Origin of the sequence: Flagellimonas spongiicola (assembly GCF_023502425.1) — a bacterium.
GTDB lineage: Bacteria > Bacteroidota > Bacteroidia > Flavobacteriales > Flavobacteriaceae > Flagellimonas > Flagellimonas spongiicola.
In genome coordinates this window covers 375045-400030 of the sequence record NZ_JAMFMA010000002.1, presented here as the reverse complement: position 1 = coordinate 400030, position 24986 = coordinate 375045, and the positions used below count along the sequence as shown (strand labels likewise).

The following is a 24986-nucleotide window of genomic DNA, read 5'->3' as shown; positions in this document are numbered from 1 at the left end:
GCAAAGTTACAAATATTGGCACGTAACAAGAGGTGGGCAGTTGACCTAAAGACTTTCCGCTAACTAGAAAAGCTTATTTTTGCACTCTAATTATGCGCTAATGGCAGATGGTATCGTGATTATACCCACCTTCAATGAGATTGAAAACATTGAAGCTATCATTAAAACGGTTTTTGATCTTAAAAAGGACTTCCATGTATTGGTGGTAGATGATAATTCACCGGATGGAACGGCGCAAAATGTCCAACAATTACAAGAACAATTTCCAAATAGACTTTTCCTTGAGGTGCGTAAGAAAAAATCAGGATTAGGTACAGCCTACATTCATGGGTTTAAGTGGGCATTGGATCACGATTACGAGTACATTTTTGAAATGGATGCGGATTTTTCCCATCGCCCTGCTGACCTTTCCCGCTTGCATCGTGCTTGCTTAAATGGCGCTGACGTTGCCGTTGGATCAAGATATAAAAAGGGGGTAAATGTCGTAAACTGGCCTTTATTCCGGATTTTGTTGAGTTACGGTGCATCATTCTATGTCAAGATCATCACTGGTATGAAGGTCCACGACCCTACGGCCGGTTTTGTATGCTATCATCGAAAGGTGCTCGAAGCCATTGATTTGGACAGAGTCCGCTTTATTGGCTATGCCTTTCAGATTGAAATGAAGTATAGGGCGTATCTCAAAAAGTTCAGAATCGAAGAGGTTTCCATCATTTTTACCGACCGAATCAATGGAAAATCAAAAATGAATTCCGCAATCGTGAGAGAAGCCATTTTTGGGGTTATTGCCATGAAATTTAGAAGCATGTTTTTCAAAAAGAGTTTTTAGAATGTCCAAGATCTTACTTAAAAATGCGACGATTGTCAACGAAAACAAGGTTTTCGAATCTGATGTTTTAATCGATGGTGAACAGATCTCACGTATTGACAGGGATATTTCCAGTGAAAATGCCAAAATCATTGATTTAAATGGCGACTTGTTACTACCCGGGATTATTGATGATCAGGTGCATTTTAGGGAACCTGGTTTAACACATAAGGGAAACATTGCTTCGGAAAGTCGGGCTGCACTTGTAGGGGGGATTACCACTTTTATGGAGCAACCCAATACCAATCCGCAAACCACAACTATAGAAAAGCTTGAAGAAAAATTTACAATAGCCGCTAACAGTTCGTTTGCCAATTACTCTTTTCTATTCGGTGGCACCAATGATAATTTGGAAGAATTAAAGCGTTTGGATAAAAACGCTTGCTCTGGAGTTAAACTATTTCTAGGGTCTTCAACCGGTAATATGTTGGTCGATAATGAGGAAGTGTTGGAAAAGATTTTCAGCAACACAGAAATGGTCATTTCTACCCATTGTGAAGATGAAGGTACGATTCGCGCCAATCTGGCCCATTATAAAGAACTATACGGAGATGACATTCCAATTAAATATCACCCCGTAATCCGCAGTGCCGAAGCATGCTACCTTTCTTCATCCAATGCTATTGCCTTGGCAAAGAAAACTGGCGCAAGATTACATGTTTTTCACCTTTCCACGGGGATTGAAACTGATCTGTTCACCAATGAAATCCCGCTTGAGGAGAAGAAAATCACTGCTGAGGTTTGTATACACCACTTATGGTTTTCTGATGCCGATTATGATGAAAAAGGAACCTTGATCAAGTGGAATCCGGCTGTAAAAACAAGCGAGGACCGGTCCAAATTATGGGAAGCATTATTGGATGATAGAATTGATGTAATTGCCACAGACCATGCCCCTCATACTTTGGAAGAAAAGAACAATCCCTATACCAAGGCGCCGTCAGGAGGGCCTTTAGTGCAACACGCCTTGTTGGCAATGCTTCAAAAAGAAGAAGAAGGGATTATTAGCCTCGAGAAAATAGTTGAAAAAATGTGCCATAATCCTGCAAAACTCTTTGATTTGGACCGAAGAGGTTTTATACGAGAGGGATACTACGCTGATTTGGTACAAGTGAAAAGAAAATCACAAAATCAGGTTAAAAAATCCAATATTCTATATAATTGTGGATGGTCACCATTTGAAGGTGTTACCTTTGATTCTGAAGTCTTGCGTACATTCTTAAATGGCCATTTGGCTTTTGAAAATGGAAAAATTAGTCCAGAACGCCATGCAATGCGACTTACGTTTAATAGGTAATATGAAAAAGCTGATTATCTACGGTCTTGGATTGTTGATGCTCTCATGTGCAGAGGAGGTTATTGAAAAACCTCAAAATTTGATTCCTAAGGATAAAATGGTGGGAATCTATCATGATTTAGCCCTGTACAACGCAGCCAAAAACAACATCGAACCTATGATGGATTATAAGGAAATCTCCATTATGGAACACCTTTATGAAAAATATGGTGTGGATAGTGTTCAGCTTGCTGCAAGTGACTTGTATTATGCCTCTGTTCCACTTGAATACGAGGAAATCTATGAGAAGGTTGAAGCTATCCTAATGGAAAAGAAAAGTAGCTTGGAACTCAAAAATCAGCGACGGAACGACAGTATACGCCAAATTAGATTGGACAAGCAAGAAGCAGATAGGGCAGGCACAACGACTAAAAAAGAAGTTAGCGAGTATTAGGCTTTAAATTTTTCGCAGCAAAAATCCAAGGTCTCGTCCAAAGGTTCAAATGCAAACTCCAGGGCTTTTTTGATTTTGGAATTGTCATAAATTTCTTGATGATACATTCCTTTGACCATGTTTTTTGTCAATCGCCTACGTTTGCCTCTAATAATACTTCTAACCCAATCATACCTCCAGAATAATTCCAATGCCCAGAAAGAAACCTTCTTGTTAGGCGGATTTACAGCTAATCGCTGTGTAATTTTTTGAAACAAGGTTTGGTATGTCAAATTTTCGTTGACCAAAATAAAGCGCTCATTGTGGATATCCGAACGCATTAAACCTACCATGGCATTAACCACATCATTAACCGAGACAAAACCAGTGCCACCGGGTAGGAAGTGCTTTTTGCCTTTGTTTGCATAAGTAAACAATGATCCGCTGCCAGATTTCCAAAAACCTGGGCCCAAAATTACGCCAGGATTCACAACCACTACTTTAAGCCCCTCTTGACTACCTCGCCAGACTTCAAGTTCCGCATCATGCTTGGTAAGTCCATAGACCGAAACATTGGTTTCATTCCATTCATTTTCCTCATTCGCCATTTGTCCTTTGGTACTTGGACCAATCGCCGCAATGGAGCTAACGTAGCATAATTTGCGAACTCCATGGGCAACAGAAAGATTCACAACGTTTGCCGTTGCTTCTGGATTAGATCGTATTAAGTCATCCAAATGATTGGGGTCAAAAGATATAAGTGCTGCACAATGGTATACCTGCTCAACACCCGCAAAATGACTTTCCATGGATGATAAATCGGTGATATCTCCTTTGATCCATGTTATTTGTTCAATGAGTTTAGCAGGCGCTTCGGAATAATAAGAAAACACTTGGGTTACTTTATCCAGAGTTTCCTTTTTGCGGTAAAATGCTCGTATTTGTTTGCCTTGTTGTGCTAAATGGAACAACAAATGAGAACCTACCAAACCTGTACCACCCGTAACTAAAATCATGAAGTAAAAATACCTATTTGCATTGGAATTGTTAACGTAAGTAAGATCTTCATTTTATATTTGCAGCTATTCTAAGCAACGGTAATGGAAAAGAATTTTGTAGAAGAGTTACAGTGGCGTGGAATGGTACACGATATCATGCCTGGAGCCGAAGATCATTTGATGGAAGGAATGCAAGCCGCCTATGTTGGGATTGATCCAACTGCTGATTCCTTGCATATTGGTCATCTAGTGAGCGTGATGATGTTGAGGCATTTTCAGCTATCCGGCCATAAACCTTTTGCTCTTGTGGGAGGGGCTACGGGTATGATTGGTGATCCTTCTGGTAAATCTGCCGAACGGAATTTGTTGGATGAAGCAACGCTAAGACACAATCAGGAGGCTATAAAATCCCAATTGGGACGTTTTCTGGACTTTGAAAGCAATGCGCCCAACGCCGCTGTGTTGGTCAATAATTATGACTGGATGAAGGATTTTTCATTCCTTGATTTTATCCGTGATGTGGGCAAGCATATTACTGTGAATTATATGATGGCGAAGGATTCCGTTAAGAAACGACTTTCTTCAGACGCTAAAGAGGGAATGTCCTTTACTGAATTCACCTATCAGTTGGTACAAGGGTATGATTTTCTTTATCTCTTCCAGAACCACAATTGCACAATTCAAATGGGCGGGAGTGACCAGTGGGGAAATATTACCACCGGAACGGAGTTGATTAGACGAATTGGTGGCGGAAAAGGATTTGCCTTGACTTGTCCTTTGATTACAAAAGCAGATGGCGCCAAATTCGGAAAAACGGAAGGGGGAAATGTGTGGTTGGATGCAGAGCGTACCTCTCCATACAAATTTTACCAATATTGGTTAAATACCTCAGATGAGGATGCTGAGAAATACATCAAGATTTTTACGTTCTTAACACAAGATGAAATTAAGGACTTGGTGGAAACGCATAAAGCGGAACCTCATTTGAGAACGCTACAGAAAAAATTGGCCGAAGAAATAACCACAATGGTGCATTCCAAGGAAGAGTTGGACAACGCTATTAAAGCCAGTTCTATTTTGTTCGGAAAATCCACCTCAGAAGATTTAATGCAGCTGGACGCCAAAACCTTTTTGGATGTCTTTGAAGGAGTTCCACAAGCAGAAATTTCAAAATCAGATTTGGAATCTGGATTGGATATGATTGGTGCACTAGCTGCCAAAACGGGATTTTTAGGGTCCAATGGTGAAGCGCGTCGGGAACTAAAACAGAATTCCATTTCCGTTAACAAGCAAAAGGTCAAGGAAGATCACCAAATCACAACTTCTGATTTGATCAACAATAAATTTGTTCTGCTGCAAAGAGGTAAGAAGAATTATTTTGTGCTAGTGGTTAACTAAGAAGCGCAACCGAAGTAACTTATATTCATCTCATTGAAGTAATGGAATTCAATAGTATGAGATACGTATTAATTATATTATCCTTATTCTTGGTTACTTCCTGTTCTTCGGATAATGCCATTAACCCTGGCAACGATGTTTGGGTGCTACAAAATGTTTCTTGTTTTTGCTACTTTGGTGAAGATTATGATTTTAGTCAACACACCATCCAGTTTGATAGTTCCACCAAACAAGTAACCTTTTCGCACAACGGAGAATTGGAGTTTCTTGTACCTGCTGGCACGTACCCATATACGGACAATGGTACCGAAATAGGTATTGAAGGGCGGCAGTATTTATATCGTGAAGAAGGTGACTTGCTTGTACTTAATTATGTGGATAATCCTCAAATTGCAGATGATGAGGTCACGTATTCATTTCAGCGGAATTAAAGCGCCATTAAGTTGCAACCTCGTACATCGGAATGATCAAACCGGCCTATTACTTCAAAAGAACCATCTGAATAACATTTTCCCAAATCTTGTGTAGCAATAAATGAGCAGGAATTGATATTGGCTAAGTCAATAATATTTAAACCGCCGGTTTTGCCAAAAGATTGAAGCGTTAAAGGGTCTTCAGTGTCGCGAGTCACTATTTTCATCCATGGCGGACAGTTAAAAACACCGTTTCCTTTGGAATAGGCTTGTGATAGCAATTCCGTCATCCCATATTCGGAATGAATGTTTTCGACACCTAAACCTTTTCTTAAGATTTGATGCAATTCAGCTCGAATCAATTCCTTTCTTCTTCCTTTCATACCACCGGTTTCCATTATTGTGGTGTGTTTTAGATTCATTTGGAAGTCTTCAGCTAAATCCAGTAATGCAAACGAAACACCAATTAAAAGTGTCTTGGTTTCGGAAGTTTCCAGTTCATGCAGCTTTTGTTTTAGTTGACCTAAATCGTACAGATAAAAACCGCTACTGGGATGTTTTGATCGTTTCACCAAGTCGTTTACCATATAGACCAAGGAAGACCCATCGCGCTCTAAATAAGAAGGTAACAATGCTAAGATGCAATAAGAGTCAATGGGGCCATAGAACAACTCAAATGCTTGGATAAAGCTCTTTTGGTATACTTCCAAGTCGGTTACATAGTGCTTACTGGTATGGGTTTTGGTGGTCCCGCTACTTTCAAAAATCACCTGCGGTAATTTTGTGTTTGAGACGACTTTATGGGATTTGAAGAATTGTATAGGAAGAAAGGGAATAGCTGCAAGGGAATCTACATTATTTGAGGATTTCCCTAAATGCTTGCAGTACGTCTGATAGACGCTGTTATTTTCAAATTGGTACGAAAAGACCTCAAGAGCCAGGGCCTCAAATTCCTTTGTGGATGCTATAGAAAATACCCTTTGCGACAAACGCTGTTGCATGGGTTCAAAATTACCCAAAAAAAATACCCTTCTAAAGAAGGGTGATAAAAGTTTTTGCTATTTGATGACCAGTTTTCGGGTCATGGTTTTTTTGTCTTCGGTAACTTGTAAAACGTAGACACCAGGAACCAATCTTGAAACATTAAGTGTATTGGTTGAAATCCTATCGGTTAGTACCACATCACCAAAAACATCATAAATTTTGATTTGCTTGGTACCGTTGGTGGATGTAGTCACATAAACTTCATCCCCATAGGCTGGGTTAGGGTACATTTTAAAACCTTTAAGCTCCTGGACTTGTTCCGTGTTTACACTAACAAGCTCCTGACCGTAAGTAAATAGAGGTAAAGCCATAATAAGAACTAAGTAGATTTTCTTCATACATGCTGATTTGGGGTATAAGCAATATAAAAGTAGCCAAAGAGCCTTGAAAACGCTATAAAATGTTGTGAAACCGGGAAATGTGTAGGTAAAGAAGCTTATTTTGATGTCTGCTCGACGAAATGCACGGTAAAATGGCCCGTATTACTTGATAATCAACTTTCTGGTAGCCACCTTGTTGTGTTCAAAAACACGTAGAATATATACGCCTTTATCCAGATTGGAAAGATTAAGTTCCCTCCCCAAAATAGTAGTTTGTAACACTTGCGTGCCCAATACATCAAAAATTAAGATTTTCTTAGGAGCATTTAAGGTAGTCTCAATATAGACCTTGCCATGAGGAACCGGATTGGGATACAACTTAAACCCGTCAATATCTGAACCTGCTTGGGAATTCTGCGCGAATCCAAGGGTACAAATAAAAAAGAAGAAGACGAGGTAAAGGTGCTTCATAAAGTATTGGTTACAAAGGCTATGCCACAAATATAAAAAAATACAATACTGATTGTTGGGGTGTTACGGAAAAAACCCACACTTTTCGATGAAGTGCAAAAAAAAGCCTCCTAAAATGTAGGAGGCTTTTTATGAAAAATTGATTGTGAACTAGAAACCAGTGGTCCAGCCGTCAGCCCAAGTAGGTTGATCGGCGCCATTTCCTGCGCCTGTATTGTCACCTACAGTTATGAAATCTTGGTTTGCACCAGCATAATCGGTTCTAGCAAACCCATTTGCTGGATTGGCGAATTGCATTGGATCTAGAGAAAGTGCGTCAGCTTCGATACGCACCCCAGCTTCAACATCAGTATCTTTTACCTTTACCCCTAAATCAATACCACTTGTAAAGAAATTTGTAATTGTAAAGTTACCGCCACCTTCTTTAAAGAATAGCGCTCCTTCTGTTACAGGTCCTACTACGGTAATATTGCTTAAGGTAGTAGTTGTAACAGGTGTGGCATCGCCATCATCACCATTGTTAGAACCTTCAATACCTGCTTTTGCACCACCGGCAATGTACCAGTTACTTCCGTTACCAGTCCAGCCGTCTGCAAAATCTATGGAGTCATCTCCACTTCCTATTGATACCAAGAAATTTCCGTCTACAGTACCACCGAAGAACTCAATTCCATCATCTCCGCCATTAAAGGATTCAACATATTCAAAGGTGGTTCCAGAACCAACACCAAAAAGGGATACGCCGTTGAATTCCTTGTCATTTGAGAATGTAGCCCCTGTGTATTCTACACGTAGGTATCTGATGCTTCCAGAATTATCATCACTTACATTACCTCCATAGGTAAGTTCACCAACTTCGGAAGTAATATTAGTTCCCTTGTTGGTAGGTGCGTTTCCTGCAATTACCAATCCACCCCAATCACCAGGTGCTGGGGTATCACTATTGGAAGTCATTACCACTGGATTGTCAGATTCACCATTGATGAATATCTGTGCACCTCTTTCCACACCTATAAATGCTGCTGTACCCCCGGCTGCTTTAATAGTTGTACCTGCTGGAATGGTCAAAGATCCACCAGATTTAACAACCAATCCGCTGGTAAGGAAGTACTCTGTAGTAGCTGCCAAGGTAACATCGCCAGTGATTTCACCTGCTAGGTTTTCAGTTCCTGCGCCACTGTTGCTAAGACCTGTAGTCCATCCAGCTGCCCAAGTTGGAGCTGCAGCTCCATTGCCGGCACCAGAAGTTACACCTTCGGTATAAAAGGCTTGATTCGCACCGGTGTAATCGGTTGCTTCAAATGCTTGAGGAGCATCTGCAAATTGGATGTTGGTAATGGTCAAATCACCAGCTTCTATGCGTACTCTGGCTTCTGTGTCTGTGTCTTTCACCTTGATACCTAAGTCGATATTACTGGTATAGAAGTTGTCTATTGTAAAGTTACCGCCACCTTCTTTGTAGAACAATGCGCCTTCAGTAACTGGACCAACAACCGTGATATTACTTAGAGAAGTATTTGTTACAGGCGTTGCATCACCGTCATCACCATTATTGGAACCTTCAATTCCTGCTTTTGCGCCACCTGCGATGTACCAGTTGCTGCCACTACCGATCCAACCATCTGCAAAGTCTATAGAGTCGTCACCACTTCCAATGGAAACCAAGAAATCACCATCTACAGAACCGCCAAAAAATTCAATTCCGTCGTCTCCACCGTTAAAAGATTGGATATATCTGAAAACGGTACCAGAACCAACACCAAACAAGGAAACACCATTGAATTCCTTGTCGTTGGAGAAAGTAGCTCCAGTATATTCCACTCTTAAATATTGAATGGAACCGGAATTATCTCCTGCATTGGAACCACCATAGGTTAAGTCTCCAACCTCTGTGGTGATATCAGTTCCCTTATTGGTAGGAGCATCACCGGCAATTACCAGTCCTCCCCAATCACCTGGAGCAGGAGTAGTAGCGCCAGAAGTCATAACAACTGGATTTGAAGAGGTTCCGTTTACAAAGATTTGAGCGCCTCTTTCTACACCAATAAATGCTGCTGTTCCTCCCGCTGCTTTGATTGTTGTACCTGCTGGAATGGTCAAAGATCCACCAGCTTTGATAATGTATGCTCCGGTTAATGTATAATCTTGACTTGCATCTAATGTCACGTCTGTGTTAACATCGCCATTAAGTTCTACAGCATTTACAGGACATGCGTTACAAGATGATCCGCCGCAATCCACACCTGTTTCATCACCATTTTGAATACCATCGGTACAAGTAGCGCTGCCACTACCACCTGTACTGTCATCTCCACTGCATGAAACCACTAGGGTCATCGTGGAAAGTCCAAAAATGAATTTTAAAAGTGTTTTTTTCATTGTCTTAGTTTTAAAATAAAGGTTATTGAGAGTTTGATATTTGTTTCAGTGAATTTTAAAATCTATACGTCAATGACAATCTTAGGTCTATTCCTTTTTTATAGGTAAGAATGTCCACTTCCTCTTCAAGTAATCCCCGCTCTATGAAGATTGGGTCAATATCACCAGTTGCATCATCCTGATATCTTTCGACTGTTGGGTTCAATATGTTTTTTGCATTTAGCCCTAGTGAAAGGTGATTGTTGATTTGGTACTTTGTAATAAAGTCCAAGGTTGGTACACCGCGATCAATTAAATTACCTCTACCTTCCGAACCAAGTGCAAATACTCTTTCAGAGAAATAATTGAATGCCATAGTGGCTTGTAGGTTGCTATCTTCCTTGAATTCGGTATAGTAGCTTACGTCTGCATTGACAATAAAGTCAGATGCACCACTCAAATTTGTTTCGGTATACGTAGGTCTAACAGTAAATGTGGTTTCCTCGGCGATTTTATCCGGGTCTATTTTCTGATTTGTGTTCAGGTATGAAAAGTTAGCTCCAACGGTAAGGTTTTCGGTAAGAATGTTATCTGCTGTTTCCTTTTCCATAGAAAACAGCTCTTTTCTTACTTCCAATTCTGCTCCAATTGCTGTAGCATTGTCTCCTGTATTTGCCCAACTGATATCGTTTGCGGCAGATGCAACCGTAATTTGGTTGATAGGGTCTTGAATGAATCGTCCGAAAGCCGTCAAGGAAACAACTTCACTTGAAGAAGGGAACAATTCCCATCGTAGGTCAAAGTTGTAATTCGTGGAGCTTTGAAGATTAGGATTACCAAAGGAATCTTGGTTCACCTCTTCTTGGAACAAGAAAGGCGCTCTTTCCTTGAATTGCGGTAATGTGTAGGTTTTACTTGCCGCCAATCTTAAGTTTTGCTTATCGTTAAGCGAATATTTGAACGATACAGATGGAAGTACTTCAAAATTGTCCAACTCGTTACTACCTTCACCTTGAATTACCGTATTCCAATTAATGGATTGGTTGATTTGTTCTCCACGAATACCGGCAAGCAAAGTGAATTTGTCACTGAATTTGTATTCCAAGTTCAGATAACCAGCATGAATATCCTGACTACCATTATAGAACTGGGGCTGCAAAGCGCCTGGGAAAGACAAAGGCCCTCTAAAAGTTCTAATCTGGTATAAACCATTTGTAAGGTTTTCTTGGTTGAAGTAGGCGTCTATATTTCTTGGATCAACGATGGGTTGATCGATTGGGTTGTTGTTGGAATCCCGAAGTAAAATTTGGAAGTTGAATTGTTCAGCTTCGAATTCAACATCTTTAAGTCTTCCGCTATAGCCAAATGTGATTTTGCCGTCAAAGTCTTCATCGTCGTTCTCCTTGAATTTATAGGTGAACGCAAGATTGGCAGATATTTCTTCTTCATCCAAATCTTGAAAAAACCTATGGTTACTGGACGCAGCAGAAACCAAACGGAATGACTTTGGCCCATCAGGGTCGTTGTTGTTATCAGGTAAAACTGTATTCTGTCTTCTATCCGGCACTCTATTGGCCAAGAAATTGTACGCAGCTCCCCAGTTTACATCAAATTTTTCGCTGAAGTTATGTTCTCCTAATAATTGATGTACGAACAAAGTGTTTCTTGTAAAAGTGGCTCGTTGAATAAAACCACCACCTTCAGGAGCGTCATCTTCACGGTCAATAATTCCCTCAAACTCATCTTGTCTTTGGGAAGAAGTATTTAGGAACAGAAAATTATACTTAAGTCTATGTTGCTTGTGTTTAATTCCAATATTACCCATAGCTGTGGTATTGGTTGTATACCTGTAGCTTACATAGTCATATTCGGAATTGGGCAATGCGGTACCAATGTTCACACCACCATTATTGATTCCCTCCCTAAACTGGAAATTGTTACTAAAAGAACCAGTGGCAAAAAAGTTAATACGAGTGTCTTCCCCTAGGTTAAAACTGTCACCACCTCTAAGGGAAGCTCCAATATTGGTAGGAGAACCACCATCTTCACGATCCCAACTTGTGTCGAAGTTGTAGTTGCTCAATGGAAACTCAGGCGAGTTGGTATTGTAAAATCCAGAATAATTTGGTCCTTCATTAAGGTAGAAATCTTCACCAGCGGCTATGGTATTAATGCCAGATTGGATCCCTACTTCCAGAAAACCGGAACCATTGTAATCTTTGGATATAATGTCAATATTAGCACCTGCAAAATCACCATAATTTCGGGTGCTGTAAGTTTTATCAATTCCTATGGATTGAACAATGCTGGTCCCAAAAATCCCTAGGTCAATATTTTTTCTAGAAGGATCGTTGGAAGGCAAAGGAAGACCATTTAAAGTAGTTACGTTGTAACGATCACCAAGACCACGTACAAATACGTTACCAGAACCTTCTTGTTTGGAAACACCGGTTACTTTGGATACTGCCGTTGCTACGTCACCAACACCTTTTCGCGCCAATTCCTGGGCACCAATGGAAGTTTTTATTTCAACTGCTCTTTTTTGATCTAAGAGCAATGCGGCCTCAGAGTCTTTTCTTGCAACAGTGGTAACAACAACTTCATCCAATGCAAGTCCGGTAGAAGCGCTCATTGGAACATCAATATTGGTTACTTTATCCGCAAGGATCTCTACATTCGGAATTTCAATGGTCTCGTAACCCAAATAGCTAAATACAACAGTATAAGTTCCGGGTTCAATACCAGATATTTCATAGAGACCATCAAAATCAGATGTAGTCCCCATGGTTGTTCCTTTGATCAGTACATTGGCAAATGCCAATGGTTCATTGTTTAATTCTTTGTCAGTTAATTTACCCACGACGCTCCCCGTGGTTTCTTGCGCACTCATTTGCAATCCTACAAATAGTGTGAAAATCAATAAAATATACTTCATTAGGTAATAAATCTAGATGGCGCAAAGAAAGACCTGTGCTGTAAAAGCGATGTTACTTGCGTGTTAAGTGTTTATTTGAAAACTGTTACAATAATGTTATTAGATTAAATGAACGTTAAGCATTTATGCTGTTATAGTATTATCTTTACATTTGGGTGATCAACCCTATAAATTACCTTCTCATGAAAACCAAGGACATTAAGATTTTACTGGTAGATGATGAGCCGGACATTCTGGAAATTGTAAGCTATAACCTTTCTGCCGAGGGCTATGAAGTCTTTACCGCCAAAAATGGTGTAGAAGCAGTGGCAAAAGCCAAAAAGAAAAATCCACACTTAATTATTTTGGATGTGATGATGCCAGAAATGGATGGTATCGAAGCTTGTGAGATCATTAGGAATACCCCTGGCCTTGAAAACACGATCATAACTTTTTTGACGGCTCGTGGGGAGGATTATTCCCAGGTTGCCGGTTTTGATGCTGGTGCTGATGATTATATCACCAAACCCATTAAACCAAAGGTCTTGGTAAGCAAGGTAAAAGCCTTGTTGAGAAGACTTAAAAAAGAGAATGTCGAAACGGAGGATATTGTTAAAGTAGGCAATATCATCATCAACCGAGAAGAGTATAAAATCATCAATAATGGTGAAGAGATTATACTTCCCCGAAAAGAATTTGAATTGCTATCCTTATTGACGTCCAAACCCAGCAAAGTGTTTAAGCGCGAAGTGATTTTGGATAAGGTATGGGGTAATGAAGTGGTTGTAGGAGGCCGAACAATTGATGTGCACATTCGCAAATTACGAGGTAAAATAGGTGACGAACACTTTAAAACCGTAAAGGGCGTAGGCTATAAGTTTGTGTTATAATGGCTGTAAAATTAAGAAGGTCCTTTACTTTTGCCCTTAGATCTTCTATTCTGATTACCCCAATTCTTACGGTGCTCTACATTGCGCTGTTGTATTTTAAAGCACAGCTGGATTGGCTTTCACCATTCGTATTCGCCATAGCTTGTTTTGTCTTATGTTTCGCCGTGCTGCAATATCGCGTAGAACGTTTTATTTATAGACGTATCAAGAAAATCTACGACGATGTATCCTTACTTGAATCCTCCTCCTTTTCTTCCAAACCGGTTACTACCGATATGCGGACCTTGACCCAGGAAATTGAAAAATTTGCAGAGGACAAGAAAATAGAAATTGATACCCTTAAAATCCGTGAAGAATACCGAAAAGACTTTTTGGGGAATGTATCCCACGAATTAAAAACGCCATTGTTTACCGTTCAGGGCTATATATTAACGCTATTGGATGGGGCCATGCATGATAAAAAAATCAGGGAAAAGTACCTGAATCGCGCAAATAAGGGTGTGGAGCGCTTAATATATATTGTTCGTGATTTGGATTTGATCACTAAATTGGAAGTAGGCGGTTTAAAACTGGAGCGCGAAGAGTTTGACATCATTGAATTGGTTCAAAACGTATTTGAGCTACTGGAGATGAAGGCTGCAGAAAAGGAAATTACGCTCACTTTTGACATGGAATATGATCAGCCAATTTACGTGAATGCTGATCGCGAAAAAATACAGCAGGTGGTGACCAATCTTTTGGTGAATTCCATTAAATATGGGCATACTAATGGTACCACTGAGGTTAGTGTAGAAAACCTGATAAAAAACAAAGTCATTATCCGAGTGACCGATAACGGGGAAGGAATTCCCAAACAACATATTCCCCGGCTATTCGAACGTTTTTATCGCGTGGATCAAAGCGGTAGTAGGAAAGAAGGAGGTTCGGGCTTGGGGCTTTCAATTGTTAAGCACATCATTGAAGCACATGACGAGAAAATCTATGTTGAAAGTGAAGCAGATGTAGGTTCAGAATTCTCCTTTACTTTGGAAAAAACCTCGAAGAGCGTGGTATAATCCATCACAAAATCAAATCTGGCCAAGCCTTCATATTCATCTATTCTTTCCAGCTGCTCTAGTTTAAAATCCTCTTGCGTGCAAAACGGAACTAAACCTTGTTTTTGCAGTCTTTTTGCCAAATATTCCTGTTCATATTGGCCTGGAGTAGGGATAAAGAATGCTTTCTTTTCCAGTTTGGCCAAATCCATAACAGTCGTATAGCCGGAGCGACAAAGGACTTTACTGCTTTTGTTTAAAGCCTGTTGCAATTCTTGGGATTGCATAAAATTGTACAACGAAATGCGTCCAGTATCAGTTTTAAGTTGTTCGACGGTTTGCTCGGTTTCGATTTTTCCCTTAACAAACAACACATTGCCGGAGAAGCCTTTCAGCTCAGCTAAGATCTTATTTTCCAATAATGTACGCTGAGGTTCAGGGCCAGAAAGTAATACCATCAAATCATAGATTAATTCGGTTTCCTGTCTTTCGAATCTACTTAGCGGTCCAAGATATTCAATGGTGAATTTCTCCTTTTTTAAATGCCCGAGTTTGCCGGTCAAATTTGGCTTTCCTTTGACATCGGGTACCCAGCAAGCGTCATATTTCCTTATGATTTTCTGATGGGCTTTGGAACTCATCCAAGTCGTGTTCCCGGATAAGACATTTAGTTGATGGGTGATAAACACGCTGGGCACTTTTTTGGAATAAGCGCCTAGCCTATTATCTGAGATTATGCCTTCCAATTGATGCTCTTTTAGCAGTTTTTTTACCGCCTTTTTTTCATTTGCCATGGCCTTGACCACCTTTGGTGAATCCCAAATCATCTTGATTTTGAAGTTCTTTCCTTTTTCGGCATAAGTGATTTTGTAAGAGGGGAGTTCAAAGGAAGGAAGATTGGGAAATTCCTTTTGCAATAAGGCCAATGCCACACCATCTGAAGCAATATAAGGCTGGTGACCCGCCTCCACTAACGCTTTGATAATTGGTATACATCGTGTTGCGTGTCCCAGTCCCCAATTCAATGGTGCTACTAGAATTCGTTTGGAAGTTTCCATAAATGCAAAAGAACTGAACATAATTTGCAAGGGGATTTCCTTAGTTTTGCCAAAACATTAAATTTTGCACATTTTCGATTGTGGGAAGTAAGAATAAACTAAAGCGATTTAAGGAGAACGAAGGTTTTTCAAATGTAATCCAACCTACGCGTGAGGAGATATTGGAAGGCTTTGAATTGAAGGGGAATTGGCGTTCGTTTTTCAACAACGAAAACCCTATTGTCTTAGAATTAGGTTGTGGAAAAGGGGAATATACAGTTGGTCTTGCTAAACGTAATGCCGATAAAAACCACATTGGAATTGATATCAAAGGAGCACGATTTTGGCGTGGTGCCAAAACAGCCGTGGAAGAAGACCTTGGTAATGTAGCCTTTTTGCGCACCCAAATAGAATTGGTAGATCAATTGTTCGATGCCAACGAAGTGGACGAGATATGGATCACATTTCCCGACCCTCAAATTAAATATAAGCGAACAAAACACCGAATGACCAACCCGGATTTTCTATCCAAGTACAACAAGATATTAAAACCGGGAGGACTTATGAATCTAAAGACGGACAGTGAATTTATGCACGGATACACCCTTGGCTTGCTTCAAGGTTTAGGGCATGAAATTGTTTATTCAAACCACGATGTTTACAAAAACGCTGGTAGTCCTGAGGAAGTTTTGGAAATCCAGACTTTCTACGAAAATCAGTATCTTGAAAAAGGAAAACCAATAACCTACATCCAGTTCAGGATCAACTAACCAATGACGCATATCCTAATACTTTTTTTTGCCACCTTCTCGGCTGCATTTATGGCCACGGTTCCGCCAGGTTTATTGAATATGAACGCAGCTAAGACCAGCGTGGAAAAAGGAAAGCTCAACGGAGTTATTTTTAGTTTGGGCGTGTCCTCCATGATCATGCTCCAAGCCTACATTGCAGTATTGATATCCAAATTTCTGTATCGCAATCCAGATGTGATTGATATGCTGCTAAAAGCAGCGATTCTGGTATTTGCGTTTTTTGCCGTTTACTTCTTTGTGATTGCCAAACGAAATAAGGAAAAGCCGATTACGGATGTGAATCTTAGTAAGAAAAATAGCTTTTTTAAAGGGGTGTTATTGGCCGCTTTGAATCTGTTGACCATACCCTACTACAGTGGTTTAAATGCCATGTGGAACGAAGCCGGTTGGATTAAATTTGAAGCCGCGGATATTGTTACATTCATCCTTGCAGCCGGAACAGGCACATTCTCCGTACTCTATCTTTACACCTTCTATTTCAATAAACTAGAGCGTAAGACGAACCGGTTTTCAAGAAATTCCAATTATATCTTGAGTGCCTTGATGCTAGTGTTATTGGTTATAACTTTATTTCGAATTTTTTATCAGTAAATGCAGGAAGCCAATTTTTTTGATAAAGTTTATGAGGTCGCTCGCCAAATTCCTTATGGCAGGGTAACCTCGTATGGTGCTATTGCAAAATACCTTGGTGCGGCCCGTAGCGCTAGAATGGTCGGTTGGGCTTTGAATAATTCCGGAATTAAGGATGTGCCAGCTCATCGAGTGGTAAATAGAGTTGGAGTGCTAACAGGAAAACAACACTTTGACGGAACCAATCTCATGCAGCAATTACTCGAAAATGAAGGTGTCAAAGTCCAAGACAACCAAATAGTGGATTTTCAGAAACACTTTTGGGACCCAGTCAAGGAGCTGGATTAGCTTAAACAAGTTTAATTGTAGGGCTTTTAAGCAATAGTAATAGGCTATTTAACCATGTTCATTTTCAATGCCCAAACTTCTTATTCTAAGCAGCATGGACTATCTTTGTAATTTAGAATCAGTTTAAGCGACTGCTAGCAAAATAAGATAAATGAAGCTGAAAAAAGCAGACATCATAAAAGCATTGGAATTGATTTCCGCACCAGGAGAAGGACAAAATTTGGTGGAGAGCGGAGCAGTGACCAATGTGCAGGTATTTGGAGATGAGGTAGAAGTGGATGTGACCATCAAAAACCCAAGTCTTCAGGCCCGAAAAAAAACCGAGGTGGAAATCTTGAAAATTATCCATAGTGAGGTTTATGAAAAGGCGAAGATTAAAATCAATCTTAAGGTTGATGCTCCTGCAAAACCAAAGGTGAATCAAATAAAAGGGAATCCGATTCCAGGAATTCAGAACATTATTGCCGTAGCTTCCGGTAAAGGCGGAGTTGGCAAGTCCACGGTTACTGCCAATCTAGCCGTTACTTTGGCAAAAATGGGTTTTAAAGTAGGTTTATTGGATACGGACATTTATGGGCCATCCATGCCCATTATGTTTGATGTAGCCTTGGAAAAACCATTGTCCGTGAATATTGACGGGAAGAATAAAATGAAGCCCATCGAAAATTATGGGGTTAAAATTCTCTCAATCGGATTTTTCACACAACCCAATCAGGCAGTGATCTGGAGAGGGCCAATGGCTTCTAAAGCTTTGAACCAAATGATTTTTGATGCACATTGGGGTGAATTGGACTTTTTGTTGTTGGATCTGCCACCTGGAACTGGGGATATACATTTGAGCATTATGCAATCGTTGCCGGTAACCGGAGCAGTGGTTGTAAGTACGCCTCAGGAAATTGCCTTGGCCGATGCCAGAAAAGGAGTTGCCATGTTCAATCAAGAAGCCATAAATGTTCCTGTACTGGGCATTGTTGAAAATATGGCCTACTTTACTCCAGAAGAGTTACCTAACAACAAATACCATATCTTTGGTAAGGATGGGGCCAAAAACCTGGCAGAGGATTTGGAGGTACCATTCCTTGGAGAGATTCCTTTAGTACAAAGCATACGGGAAGCAGGTGATGTGGGAAGACCAGCAGCAATGCAGACCGCAACTCCAACAGAAACAGCTTTTGAGGAATTGACCAAAAATGTGGTTCAGGAACTGGTTCGCAGAAACACGGATTTACCTCCTACTGAGGCGATTAAAATTACCACCATGGCAGGTTGTGCTGCCGTTAAAAAGAAATAGGCATGACATCAGAAGAAATTAGAAGCAACGTAGAGAAGGCATTGGAAGAGATTAGACCGTTTCTACAAAGCGATGGAGGAGATATTTCATTGATTTCAATAGACAATGATAGTTCGGTAAAAGTGAAATTGGAAGGCAATTGCGTTGGCTGTAGTGTGAACCAAATGACCTTGAAAAGTGGTGTGGAAATGACGATCAAAAAGTATGCACCACAGATAGAAGAGGTCGTAAATGTAGCTTAATCTGATAGAAGTCATTTTTCCAAAGGATCACAAATCTTAAGTTGCCCAAAAATCCAAAATACCTCTATTAAATGATTAAAACCGATATTCTGATTATTGGTTCCGGACCTACAGGGCTTTTTGCCGTTTTTGAAGCCGGATTGTTGCAATTAAAATGCCATTTAATCGATGCTTTGCCCCAACCAGGTGGGCAATGTGCGGAAATCTACCCTAAAAAACCCATTTATGATATCCCAGGCTTTCCAGAAGTGCTGGCAGGGAAATTGGTGGATAACCTTATGGAACAGATAGCGCCGTTCCAACCCGGTTTTACTTTGGGAGAACGTGCTGATACCATTGAAAAATTGGAGGATGGTACCTTTATAGTGACAACAAATAAAGGAACAAAGCACCATGCACCTATTGTAGCCATTGCTGGTGGTTTGGGAAGTTTTGAGCCGCGGAAACCTCAATTGGAAAACCTCGCACAATTTGAAGATAAGGGAGTTGCATACATCATTAAGGAGCCAGAAGTTTATCGGGATAAAAAAGTAGTGATTGCAGGTGGTGGTGATTCTGCGCTGGATTGGTCCATTTTCTTGTCTGATGTGGCATCTGAAGTGACATTGGTGCACCGTAGAAATGAATTCCGGGGCGCCTTGGATTCTGTTGAAAAAGTACAACAATTGAAAAATGAGGGCAAAATCAATTTGATTACCCCTGCTGAAGTAAAACAGCTGGTTGGTACAGATCGTTTAGAGAAAGTAATTGTTAGAAAAACCGACAATTCCGAAGAAATTGAACTGGAAGTGGATAATTTCATACCTCTTTTTGGGCTTTCCCCTAAATTGGGCCCAATTGCGGACTGGGGCTTGGAAATTGAAAAAAATGCCATCAAAGTTGATAATACGTTAGATTATCAAACAAATATTCCTGGCGTGTATGCCATTGGCGATGTTAATACCTATCCAGGCAAATTGAAGTTGATTCTTTGTGGTTTCCATGAGGCAACCTTAATGTGCCAGAGTGCCTACCAGAGGATCTATCCGGATAAAAAATATGTCATGAAATATACTACCGTTGGTGGTGTTACAGGATTTGATGGAAGTAAAAAAGAGGCACCCAAAGCTGTAGTAAAAAGTATTGAATAGTAATGTCTGACATCAAGATAAAAATAACCGATAGGGATGGCGTACTACATGAAGTGGACGCACCTACTGATATGAACATGAACCTTATGGAGGTGGTTCGTTCTTACGAACTGGCACCTGAAGGAACCATTGGTATTTGCGGCGGGATGGCCATGTGTGCTTCTTGTCAATGTTATGTAAAGTCAGATCATGATCTTCCAGAAAAGTCAGATGATGAAGAAGCCATGTTGGCCGAAGCATTTTTTGTGGAAGACAATAGTCGCTTGGGTTGCCAGCTCCATATCACTCCAGAATTGGAAGGATTGGAAGTGGAATTGGCTCCAGAAGAGGGATAATCGGATTCGTTGGAGCAGTCGTATCCAACGTACATCATTTTTTTAAATTCGAGCTTGATAGGTAAAGAGGTTATAATACCTTCCTTCGGCCGCTATTAATTCATCGTGGGTACCTTGCTCTTTGATATGGCCATTTTCTATGACCAATATCTGATCTGCTTTTCTAATGGTACTCAATCTGTGGGCAATTACAAAAGTGGTTCTTCCCTTGGTAAGTTCTGCAAGACTTTTTTGAATCAAAGCTTCAGATTCAGTGTCCAAGCTAGAAGTAGCTTCATCCAATATCAGGATTTTTGGATCGGCAAGAACAGCACGCGCAATAGCAATACGCTGACGTTGTCCTCCGGAAAGTTTCACGCCCCGCTCTCCAATCAGGGTATCCAATCCTTCATCAAACCTATCGGTGAATTCATCTACATAAGCGGCCTTTATGGCTTTTTGCAAATGGGCCTCTGATGCCTCTGGTCTTGGGAATAGGATATTCTCTCGGATAGTGCCTTCAAAAAGAAAATCGTCTTGAAGAACTACGCCCAGATTCTTTCTAAAACTGGTTAAATCAACTTTTGAAAGATCTTGATTGTCAATGGTGATTTTACCACTATCCGGGGTTAAAAAACTGGCTGCCAAACCGGCAATAGTGGATTTACCTGAACCTGAGCTTCCTACCAAGGCAATTACTTGTCCCGGTTTTACATCAAACGAAATATTGTGTAATACCTCCTTGTCCTCTTCGTAAGCGAAGGACACGTTTCTGAAGTGCATTTTTCCAATTATGTTGGACAATACGATATTGCGTTCCCCAATTCGGGATTCTTCTTCCATATTCATCAATTCCTCTGTACGGTCCAACCCTGCCAAAGCCTCTGTCAATTGGCTGCCAATATTGCTCATTTGTACAATTGGTGCTATCATTAAACCAAGTAATACCGTGAATTCCACAAACTCGCCAACGGTTAATTCAGCTTGTATGATTTTATAGCCACCAAATCCCATAACACTAGTTGTTGCAACACCTAATAGGAATGTTGATGAACTGGTCATAAAAGCGGTGGTGGTTAAACTCTTTTTGACGTTTTGATACAATTTGTCTACCCCAGCTTCAAATACCTGTTGTTCCTGTGTTTCCGCATTAAATCCTTTAATGACACGGATACCACCCAAGGTTTCGGTAAGCCTTCCTTTTACTTCTGCATTTAGCTTCCCACGATCCCTGAATATTGGACGTATGATTTTGAATGCCTTTAATGCGATAATTGCGAAAATGATCAACGGGATGAAGGTGAAGAGCGTCATGTAAACATCGATGTCCAATAATAGTATCAAAGAAACCACAGCAGTAATAACACCACCCACGAGTTGCACCAAACCTGTTCCCACCAGATTGCGAACGCCTTCCACGTCAGTCATTATTCTGGACACCAACGCTCCTGATTTGGTGTTGTCAAAAAACCTAATGGGTAAGGCCAATACCTTTTTTTGAACCTGTGCGCGCAATTCACTTATCAAATATTGTGCTTGGACACTCAAAATCCGAGTCAATAAAAAAGAAGTAACCGCCTGAACCAAAATGGCCAGCATTACACTGGCAACCAGATATTTCAACATGGTAAGGTCCTTGTTCACGATTACATCATCAATTAGGTATTTGGAGGCAATTGGCGCGACAAAACTTGCGGCTTTACTTAATGCTATCAATAGCAATCCAATAAAAACCAAATTTCGTTTAGGCCAAATAATGGTTTTGAATGCGGTGAGTATACTTACTTTTTTATCGGGCATATTCAATGTAAAAGGAAGATGCAAGTTACTCCAAAAACCAAAAGGTTCATTGGCTTTTGAAAAAGTGCCGAAGGAACTTTCAATTCCCGTCCAACAAATGGTATATTTAGATGTTTCAATGCGTAGCAATTTGATTAAAAGAATGCTACATCAACATCTGGATAAATGAAAGCTATCTTCAATAAACTACCTATTGCTTTAAGCCTTGCTTTGGTACTAGCATGCACTGAAAAAAAGTCCGACGAGATTTTGGCTTGGGAGTCTCAGGCTGAGAATGTAACTATAATTCGTGATGATTTTGGGGTACCTCATATTTATGGTAAATCTGACGCCGATGCCGTTTTTGGGTTGCTTTATGCGCAATGCGAAGACGACTTTAACCGTGTAGAACAAAATTACATTTGGGCAACTGGGCGGTTGGCAGAAGTGGAAGGTGAAGAAGCTATTTATAGTGACTTAAGGGCGCAGCTTTTTATGACAAAGGAAGAAGCCATAGCAAACTATGAAAAAAGTCCTGATTGGTTAAAAGAACTATGCAATGCCTTTGCTGACGGAATCAACTACTATTTACATACACATCCTGAGGTAAAGCCGAGATTAATAACCCATTTTGAACCCTGGATGCCTATGTATTTTAGTGAGGGCTCTATTGGTGGTGATATCGAACGAATCTCAATTGAAAAGATAAAGGCTTTTTATGATGGTGGATTGGAACTTCCTGAAATGCAATTGAAACAACTCGAAAAAAATGCTGAAATGGCCGAACCACAAGGTTCCAATGGAATTGCCATTTCTGGAGAATTGACCGAATCCGGCAATGCAATGCTGTTAATCAATCCCCATACTTCATTTTATTTTAGGGGTGAAGTGCATGTAGTAAGCGAAGAAGGATTGAATGCCTACGGCGCCGTTACTTGGGGACAGTTTTTTGTCTATCAGGGATTCAATGAAAAAACTGGGTGGATGCATACATCGACCTACACTGATGTGATGGATGAATTTGTGGAAACCATAGTTCAAAATGACGGAAACTTATTCTACCAATATGGCGAGGAATTGCGTCCGGTGGATAAAATGGAGGTAAGTTTAAAATTTAAGGATGGAGAGGAATTAAGGGAAAAAACATTTCCAATGTACCGTACACATCATGGTCCTATTACGCATGCGGTAAATGGTCAGTGGACTGCATCTGCAATGATGTGGGAACCTGTTAAAGCCTTGGAACAATCGTATATCCGAACCAAACAAAACCGATATGAAGGCTTTCGAAATATGATGGATATACGAACCAATTCCAGTAACAATACGGTATATGCGGATGCGGAAGGAAACATAGCTTATTTCCATGGGAATTATATTCCAAAACGAGATACGATTTATGATTTCACAAAGCCTGTAGATGGAAGTGACCCAAATACGGATTGGAAGGGATTGCATACTGTTGATGAAAATATATTGGTATTGAATCCATCCAACGGTTGGATTCAGAATTGTAATTCCACACCGTACACCGCAGCTCTGGAAAACAGTCCACAGCGGGAAGATTATCCACGTTATATGTCCAGGGACCAAGAAAATTTTAGAGGCGTACATGCGATTGAATTGTTGACTGGAAGAGAAAACTATACATTGGATAATTTGATAACATTGGCCCATGACCCATATTTACCAGCCTTTAAAGCCTTGATTCCAGGTCTGGTAAAAGCATATGAAGCTAACCCAAAACCGGATTTAAAAGGACCAATCCAATCTTTGAAGGGGTGGGATTTCAAAACGTCAAAGGAATCAGTTGCGATGACCTTGGCACATTATTACGGCACCTTATGCTATAAAAAAGCGCAAAGACCCGAGGGAATGTACGCCATGCAACTGGTAGAATATTGGGGAAGCGATTCTTCAGATGATGAGAAATTAGCATTGTTTGAAGAGACCATTGCGAACTTAAATCGTGATTTTGGAACTTGGGACACACCATGGGGCGAAGTAAATCGATACCAACGATTAAATGGAGACATAACACAACCTTTTGATGATGCCAAACCTAGTATTCCAATTGGTTTTGCTAGCGGGAGATGGGGTGCTTTGGCTGCCTACGGTGCTCGTTACAACAATAACACCAAGAAAATCTATGGCACAAGAGGAAATAGCTTTGTAGCCCTAGTTGAGTTTGGCGAAAAGGTAAAGGCGAAAACCATGTTAGCTGGAGGGCAAAGTGGTGACCCGGAATCCCCACATTTTGATGATCAAACACAGCGCTACGCAGACCAGATGTTCAAAGATGCGGCTTACTATAAGGAAGATGTGTTAAAGCGTGCAGTTGAAACCTACCAACCAGGAAAAAGATAAGGGATGGTGGAAGCGACTACTCCGCTTCTTTAATCACAATTAGACTGGCTTTAGAACCTGTTGAAAGGTTCCACTTGTTATTGTGAATTACTTCACCTTTTTCGTCGGCAACGACTACTTGGGCGGTATTAGGTCCAGAAGATCCTTGGTTGAGTGCTTCAAAGTCCAAACGATTGAAGCCTTCTATTAAATCAATATTTACACCTTTAAAGTTTCCGGCCAGTAGAATATTGGGTTCAATAACCTCCCCGTTCAAGTAGATTCGGACTCTATCACCATCTACATATTCATGATCCCTACAAACGATACCGATAAACTTTGCTTTGGTTTTTACATCACCCAAGTACTGGTCGCCAAAATGTTCCTTGGAACCTTTCTTTTCCTTTTCACCTACTTTAGGATCGATCTTGAGATTGTATCCAGCTTGCAGTAATTCGCGGTCAGGAAGCATCTTCACACCAGGTTTGTCATTTTTGGAGGTCAAAGATTCATCTAAAACGGATGGAATGCGTAGGGAAGTACCTTGGTTACTGGGTAAAATATCCAAATTATTACGCTCGCCGATTTTCAACGGCTTGGTTGTGGGAATATCACCTTGAGCCAAAATATGGCCAAACCCAAAAGCGGTAAACAAGAAAATTAAAACCAGTTTTTTCATAGCAACTTGGTCGATAGCGTT

General features: G+C 40.5%; 24 protein-coding genes. 15 read left to right on the top strand and 9 right to left on the bottom strand.

All coding sequences use genetic code 11. From position 1 onward, the window contains the following. The first annotated feature begins 100 nt into the window (after positions 1-100). The 3 genes from M3P19_RS07960 to M3P19_RS07950 are packed head-to-tail and all read left to right on the top strand — an operon-like array spanning position 101 to position 2598. Positions 101-829, top strand: a complete 729-nt coding sequence (locus tag M3P19_RS07960; protein WP_249657130.1) for a polyprenol monophosphomannose synthase — start codon at positions 101-103, stop codon at positions 827-829. Between the two features lies 1 nt (position 830). Further along, on the top strand, positions 831-2165 hold the full coding sequence (locus M3P19_RS07955; protein WP_249657129.1) for a dihydroorotase: 1335 nt from the start codon (positions 831-833) through the stop codon (positions 2163-2165). 1 nt (position 2166) lies between these two features. Beyond that, positions 2167-2598, top strand: coding sequence for a DUF4296 domain-containing protein (locus tag M3P19_RS07950; RefSeq protein WP_249657128.1), 432 nt, complete (start codon positions 2167-2169; stop codon positions 2596-2598). Here the strand turns inward: M3P19_RS07950 and M3P19_RS07945 are convergent. Then, positions 2595-3593 (bottom strand): NAD-dependent epimerase/dehydratase family protein, encoded by a 999-nt coding sequence (locus M3P19_RS07945; RefSeq protein WP_249657127.1) that lies wholly within the window; start codon positions 3591-3593, stop codon positions 2595-2597. The genes M3P19_RS07950 and M3P19_RS07945 overlap by 4 nt on opposite strands. An 84-nt stretch (positions 3594-3677) precedes the next feature. Between M3P19_RS07945 and tyrS the strand changes: the two genes are divergently transcribed. Both tyrS and M3P19_RS07935 read left to right on the top strand, forming a co-directional pair. Continuing rightward, complete coding sequence (tyrS, locus tag M3P19_RS07940) at positions 3678-4973, top strand: tyrosine--tRNA ligase (RefSeq protein WP_249657126.1); 1296 nt, start codon at positions 3678-3680, stop codon at positions 4971-4973. 56 nt (positions 4974-5029) lie between these two features. Then, positions 5030-5404: a hypothetical protein gene (locus M3P19_RS07935; protein WP_249657125.1), complete on the top strand. Its 375-nt coding sequence runs from the start codon at positions 5030-5032 to the stop codon at positions 5402-5404. On the opposite strand, the gene M3P19_RS07930 is transcribed toward M3P19_RS07935, so the two are convergent. The 5 genes from M3P19_RS07930 to M3P19_RS07910 all read right to left on the bottom strand — a co-directional run bounded on the left by M3P19_RS07930 (position 5401) and on the right by M3P19_RS07910 (position 12514). Continuing rightward, entirely contained in the window at positions 5401-6387 is a 987-nt protein-coding gene (locus M3P19_RS07930) for a LuxE/PaaK family acyltransferase (RefSeq protein ID WP_249657124.1), read from the bottom strand. The two genes, M3P19_RS07935 and M3P19_RS07930, sit on opposite strands and share 4 nt — an antisense overlap. 57 nt (positions 6388-6444) lie before the next feature. Further along, positions 6445-6768 carry a T9SS type A sorting domain-containing protein gene (locus M3P19_RS07925; RefSeq protein ID WP_249657123.1) on the bottom strand — a complete coding sequence of 108 codons (324 nt, stop codon included), beginning with the start codon at positions 6766-6768 and terminating at the stop codon, positions 6445-6447. Positions 6769-6912: 144 nt separating this feature from the next. Continuing rightward, entirely contained in the window at positions 6913-7221 is a 309-nt protein-coding gene (locus M3P19_RS07920; protein ID WP_249657122.1) for a T9SS type A sorting domain-containing protein, read from the bottom strand. Positions 7222-7371: 150 nt separating this feature from the next. Continuing rightward, the gene (locus M3P19_RS07915; protein WP_249657121.1) at positions 7372-9600 is read right to left on the bottom strand and encodes a beta strand repeat-containing protein; all 2229 of its coding nucleotides are present in this window, start codon (positions 9598-9600) and stop codon (positions 7372-7374) included. A gap of 55 nt (positions 9601-9655) precedes the next feature. Continuing rightward, positions 9656-12514: a TonB-dependent receptor gene (locus tag M3P19_RS07910; RefSeq protein ID WP_249657120.1), complete on the bottom strand. Its 2859-nt coding sequence runs from the start codon at positions 12512-12514 to the stop codon at positions 9656-9658. Positions 12515-12696: 182 nt separating this feature from the next. Here M3P19_RS07910 and M3P19_RS07905 point away from each other — a divergent pair, with 182 nt between their 5' ends. Both M3P19_RS07905 and M3P19_RS07900 read left to right on the top strand, forming a co-directional pair. Continuing rightward, complete coding sequence (locus tag M3P19_RS07905; RefSeq protein ID WP_249657119.1) at positions 12697-13383, top strand: response regulator transcription factor; 687 nt, start codon at positions 12697-12699, stop codon at positions 13381-13383. After that, entirely contained in the window at positions 13383-14438 is a 1056-nt protein-coding gene (locus M3P19_RS07900) for a sensor histidine kinase (protein WP_249657118.1), read from the top strand. Before M3P19_RS07905 ends, M3P19_RS07900 begins: the two co-directional genes overlap by 1 nt. Here the strand turns inward: M3P19_RS07900 and M3P19_RS07895 are convergent. Then, on the bottom strand, positions 14363-15475 hold the full coding sequence (locus tag M3P19_RS07895) for a glycosyltransferase (RefSeq protein ID WP_249657829.1): 1113 nt from the start codon (positions 15473-15475) through the stop codon (positions 14363-14365). The two genes, M3P19_RS07900 and M3P19_RS07895, sit on opposite strands and share 76 nt — an antisense overlap. 80 nt (positions 15476-15555) lie before the next feature. On the opposite strand from M3P19_RS07895, the gene trmB reads away from it, so the two are divergent. The 7 genes from trmB to M3P19_RS07860 all read left to right on the top strand — a co-directional run bounded on the left by trmB (position 15556) and on the right by M3P19_RS07860 (position 20182). Then, positions 15556-16224 carry a tRNA (guanosine(46)-N7)-methyltransferase TrmB gene (gene trmB, locus M3P19_RS07890; RefSeq protein WP_249657117.1) on the top strand — a complete coding sequence of 223 codons (669 nt, stop codon included), beginning with the start codon at positions 15556-15558 and terminating at the stop codon, positions 16222-16224. A gap of 3 nt (positions 16225-16227) precedes the next feature. Beyond that, positions 16228-16857, top strand: a complete 630-nt coding sequence (locus M3P19_RS07885) for a LysE family transporter (RefSeq protein WP_249657116.1) — start codon at positions 16228-16230, stop codon at positions 16855-16857. Continuing rightward, positions 16858-17184: an MGMT family protein gene (locus M3P19_RS07880; protein ID WP_249657115.1), complete on the top strand. Its 327-nt coding sequence runs from the start codon at positions 16858-16860 to the stop codon at positions 17182-17184. Positions 17185-17335: 151 nt separating this feature from the next. Further along, positions 17336-18475, top strand: coding sequence for an Mrp/NBP35 family ATP-binding protein (locus M3P19_RS07875; RefSeq protein WP_249657114.1), 1140 nt, complete (start codon positions 17336-17338; stop codon positions 18473-18475). Positions 18476-18477: 2 nt separating this feature from the next. Further along, entirely contained in the window at positions 18478-18717 is a 240-nt protein-coding gene (locus tag M3P19_RS07870; RefSeq protein WP_249657113.1) for a NifU family protein, read from the top strand. Positions 18718-18788: 71 nt separating this feature from the next. Further along, the gene (locus M3P19_RS07865) at positions 18789-19847 is read left to right on the top strand and encodes an NAD(P)/FAD-dependent oxidoreductase (RefSeq protein ID WP_249657112.1); all 1059 of its coding nucleotides are present in this window, start codon (positions 18789-18791) and stop codon (positions 19845-19847) included. A gap of 2 nt (positions 19848-19849) precedes the next feature. After that, positions 19850-20182, top strand: a complete 333-nt coding sequence (locus M3P19_RS07860) for a 2Fe-2S iron-sulfur cluster-binding family protein (RefSeq protein WP_249657111.1) — start codon at positions 19850-19852, stop codon at positions 20180-20182. A 42-nt stretch (positions 20183-20224) separates the two neighbouring features. On the opposite strand, the gene M3P19_RS07855 is transcribed toward M3P19_RS07860, so the two are convergent. After that, the gene (locus M3P19_RS07855) at positions 20225-21961 is read right to left on the bottom strand and encodes an ABC transporter ATP-binding protein (protein WP_249657828.1); all 1737 of its coding nucleotides are present in this window, start codon (positions 21959-21961) and stop codon (positions 20225-20227) included. A gap of 165 nt (positions 21962-22126) precedes the next feature. Between M3P19_RS07855 and M3P19_RS07850 the strand changes: the two genes are divergently transcribed. Then, positions 22127-24307 (top strand): acylase, encoded by a 2181-nt coding sequence (locus tag M3P19_RS07850; RefSeq protein WP_249657110.1) that lies wholly within the window; start codon positions 22127-22129, stop codon positions 24305-24307. A 16-nt stretch (positions 24308-24323) separates the two neighbouring features. On the opposite strand, the gene M3P19_RS07845 is transcribed toward M3P19_RS07850, so the two are convergent. Further along, positions 24324-24965 carry a hypothetical protein gene (locus M3P19_RS07845; protein WP_249657109.1) on the bottom strand — a complete coding sequence of 214 codons (642 nt, stop codon included), beginning with the start codon at positions 24963-24965 and terminating at the stop codon, positions 24324-24326. Positions 24966-24986 lie beyond the last annotated feature (21 nt).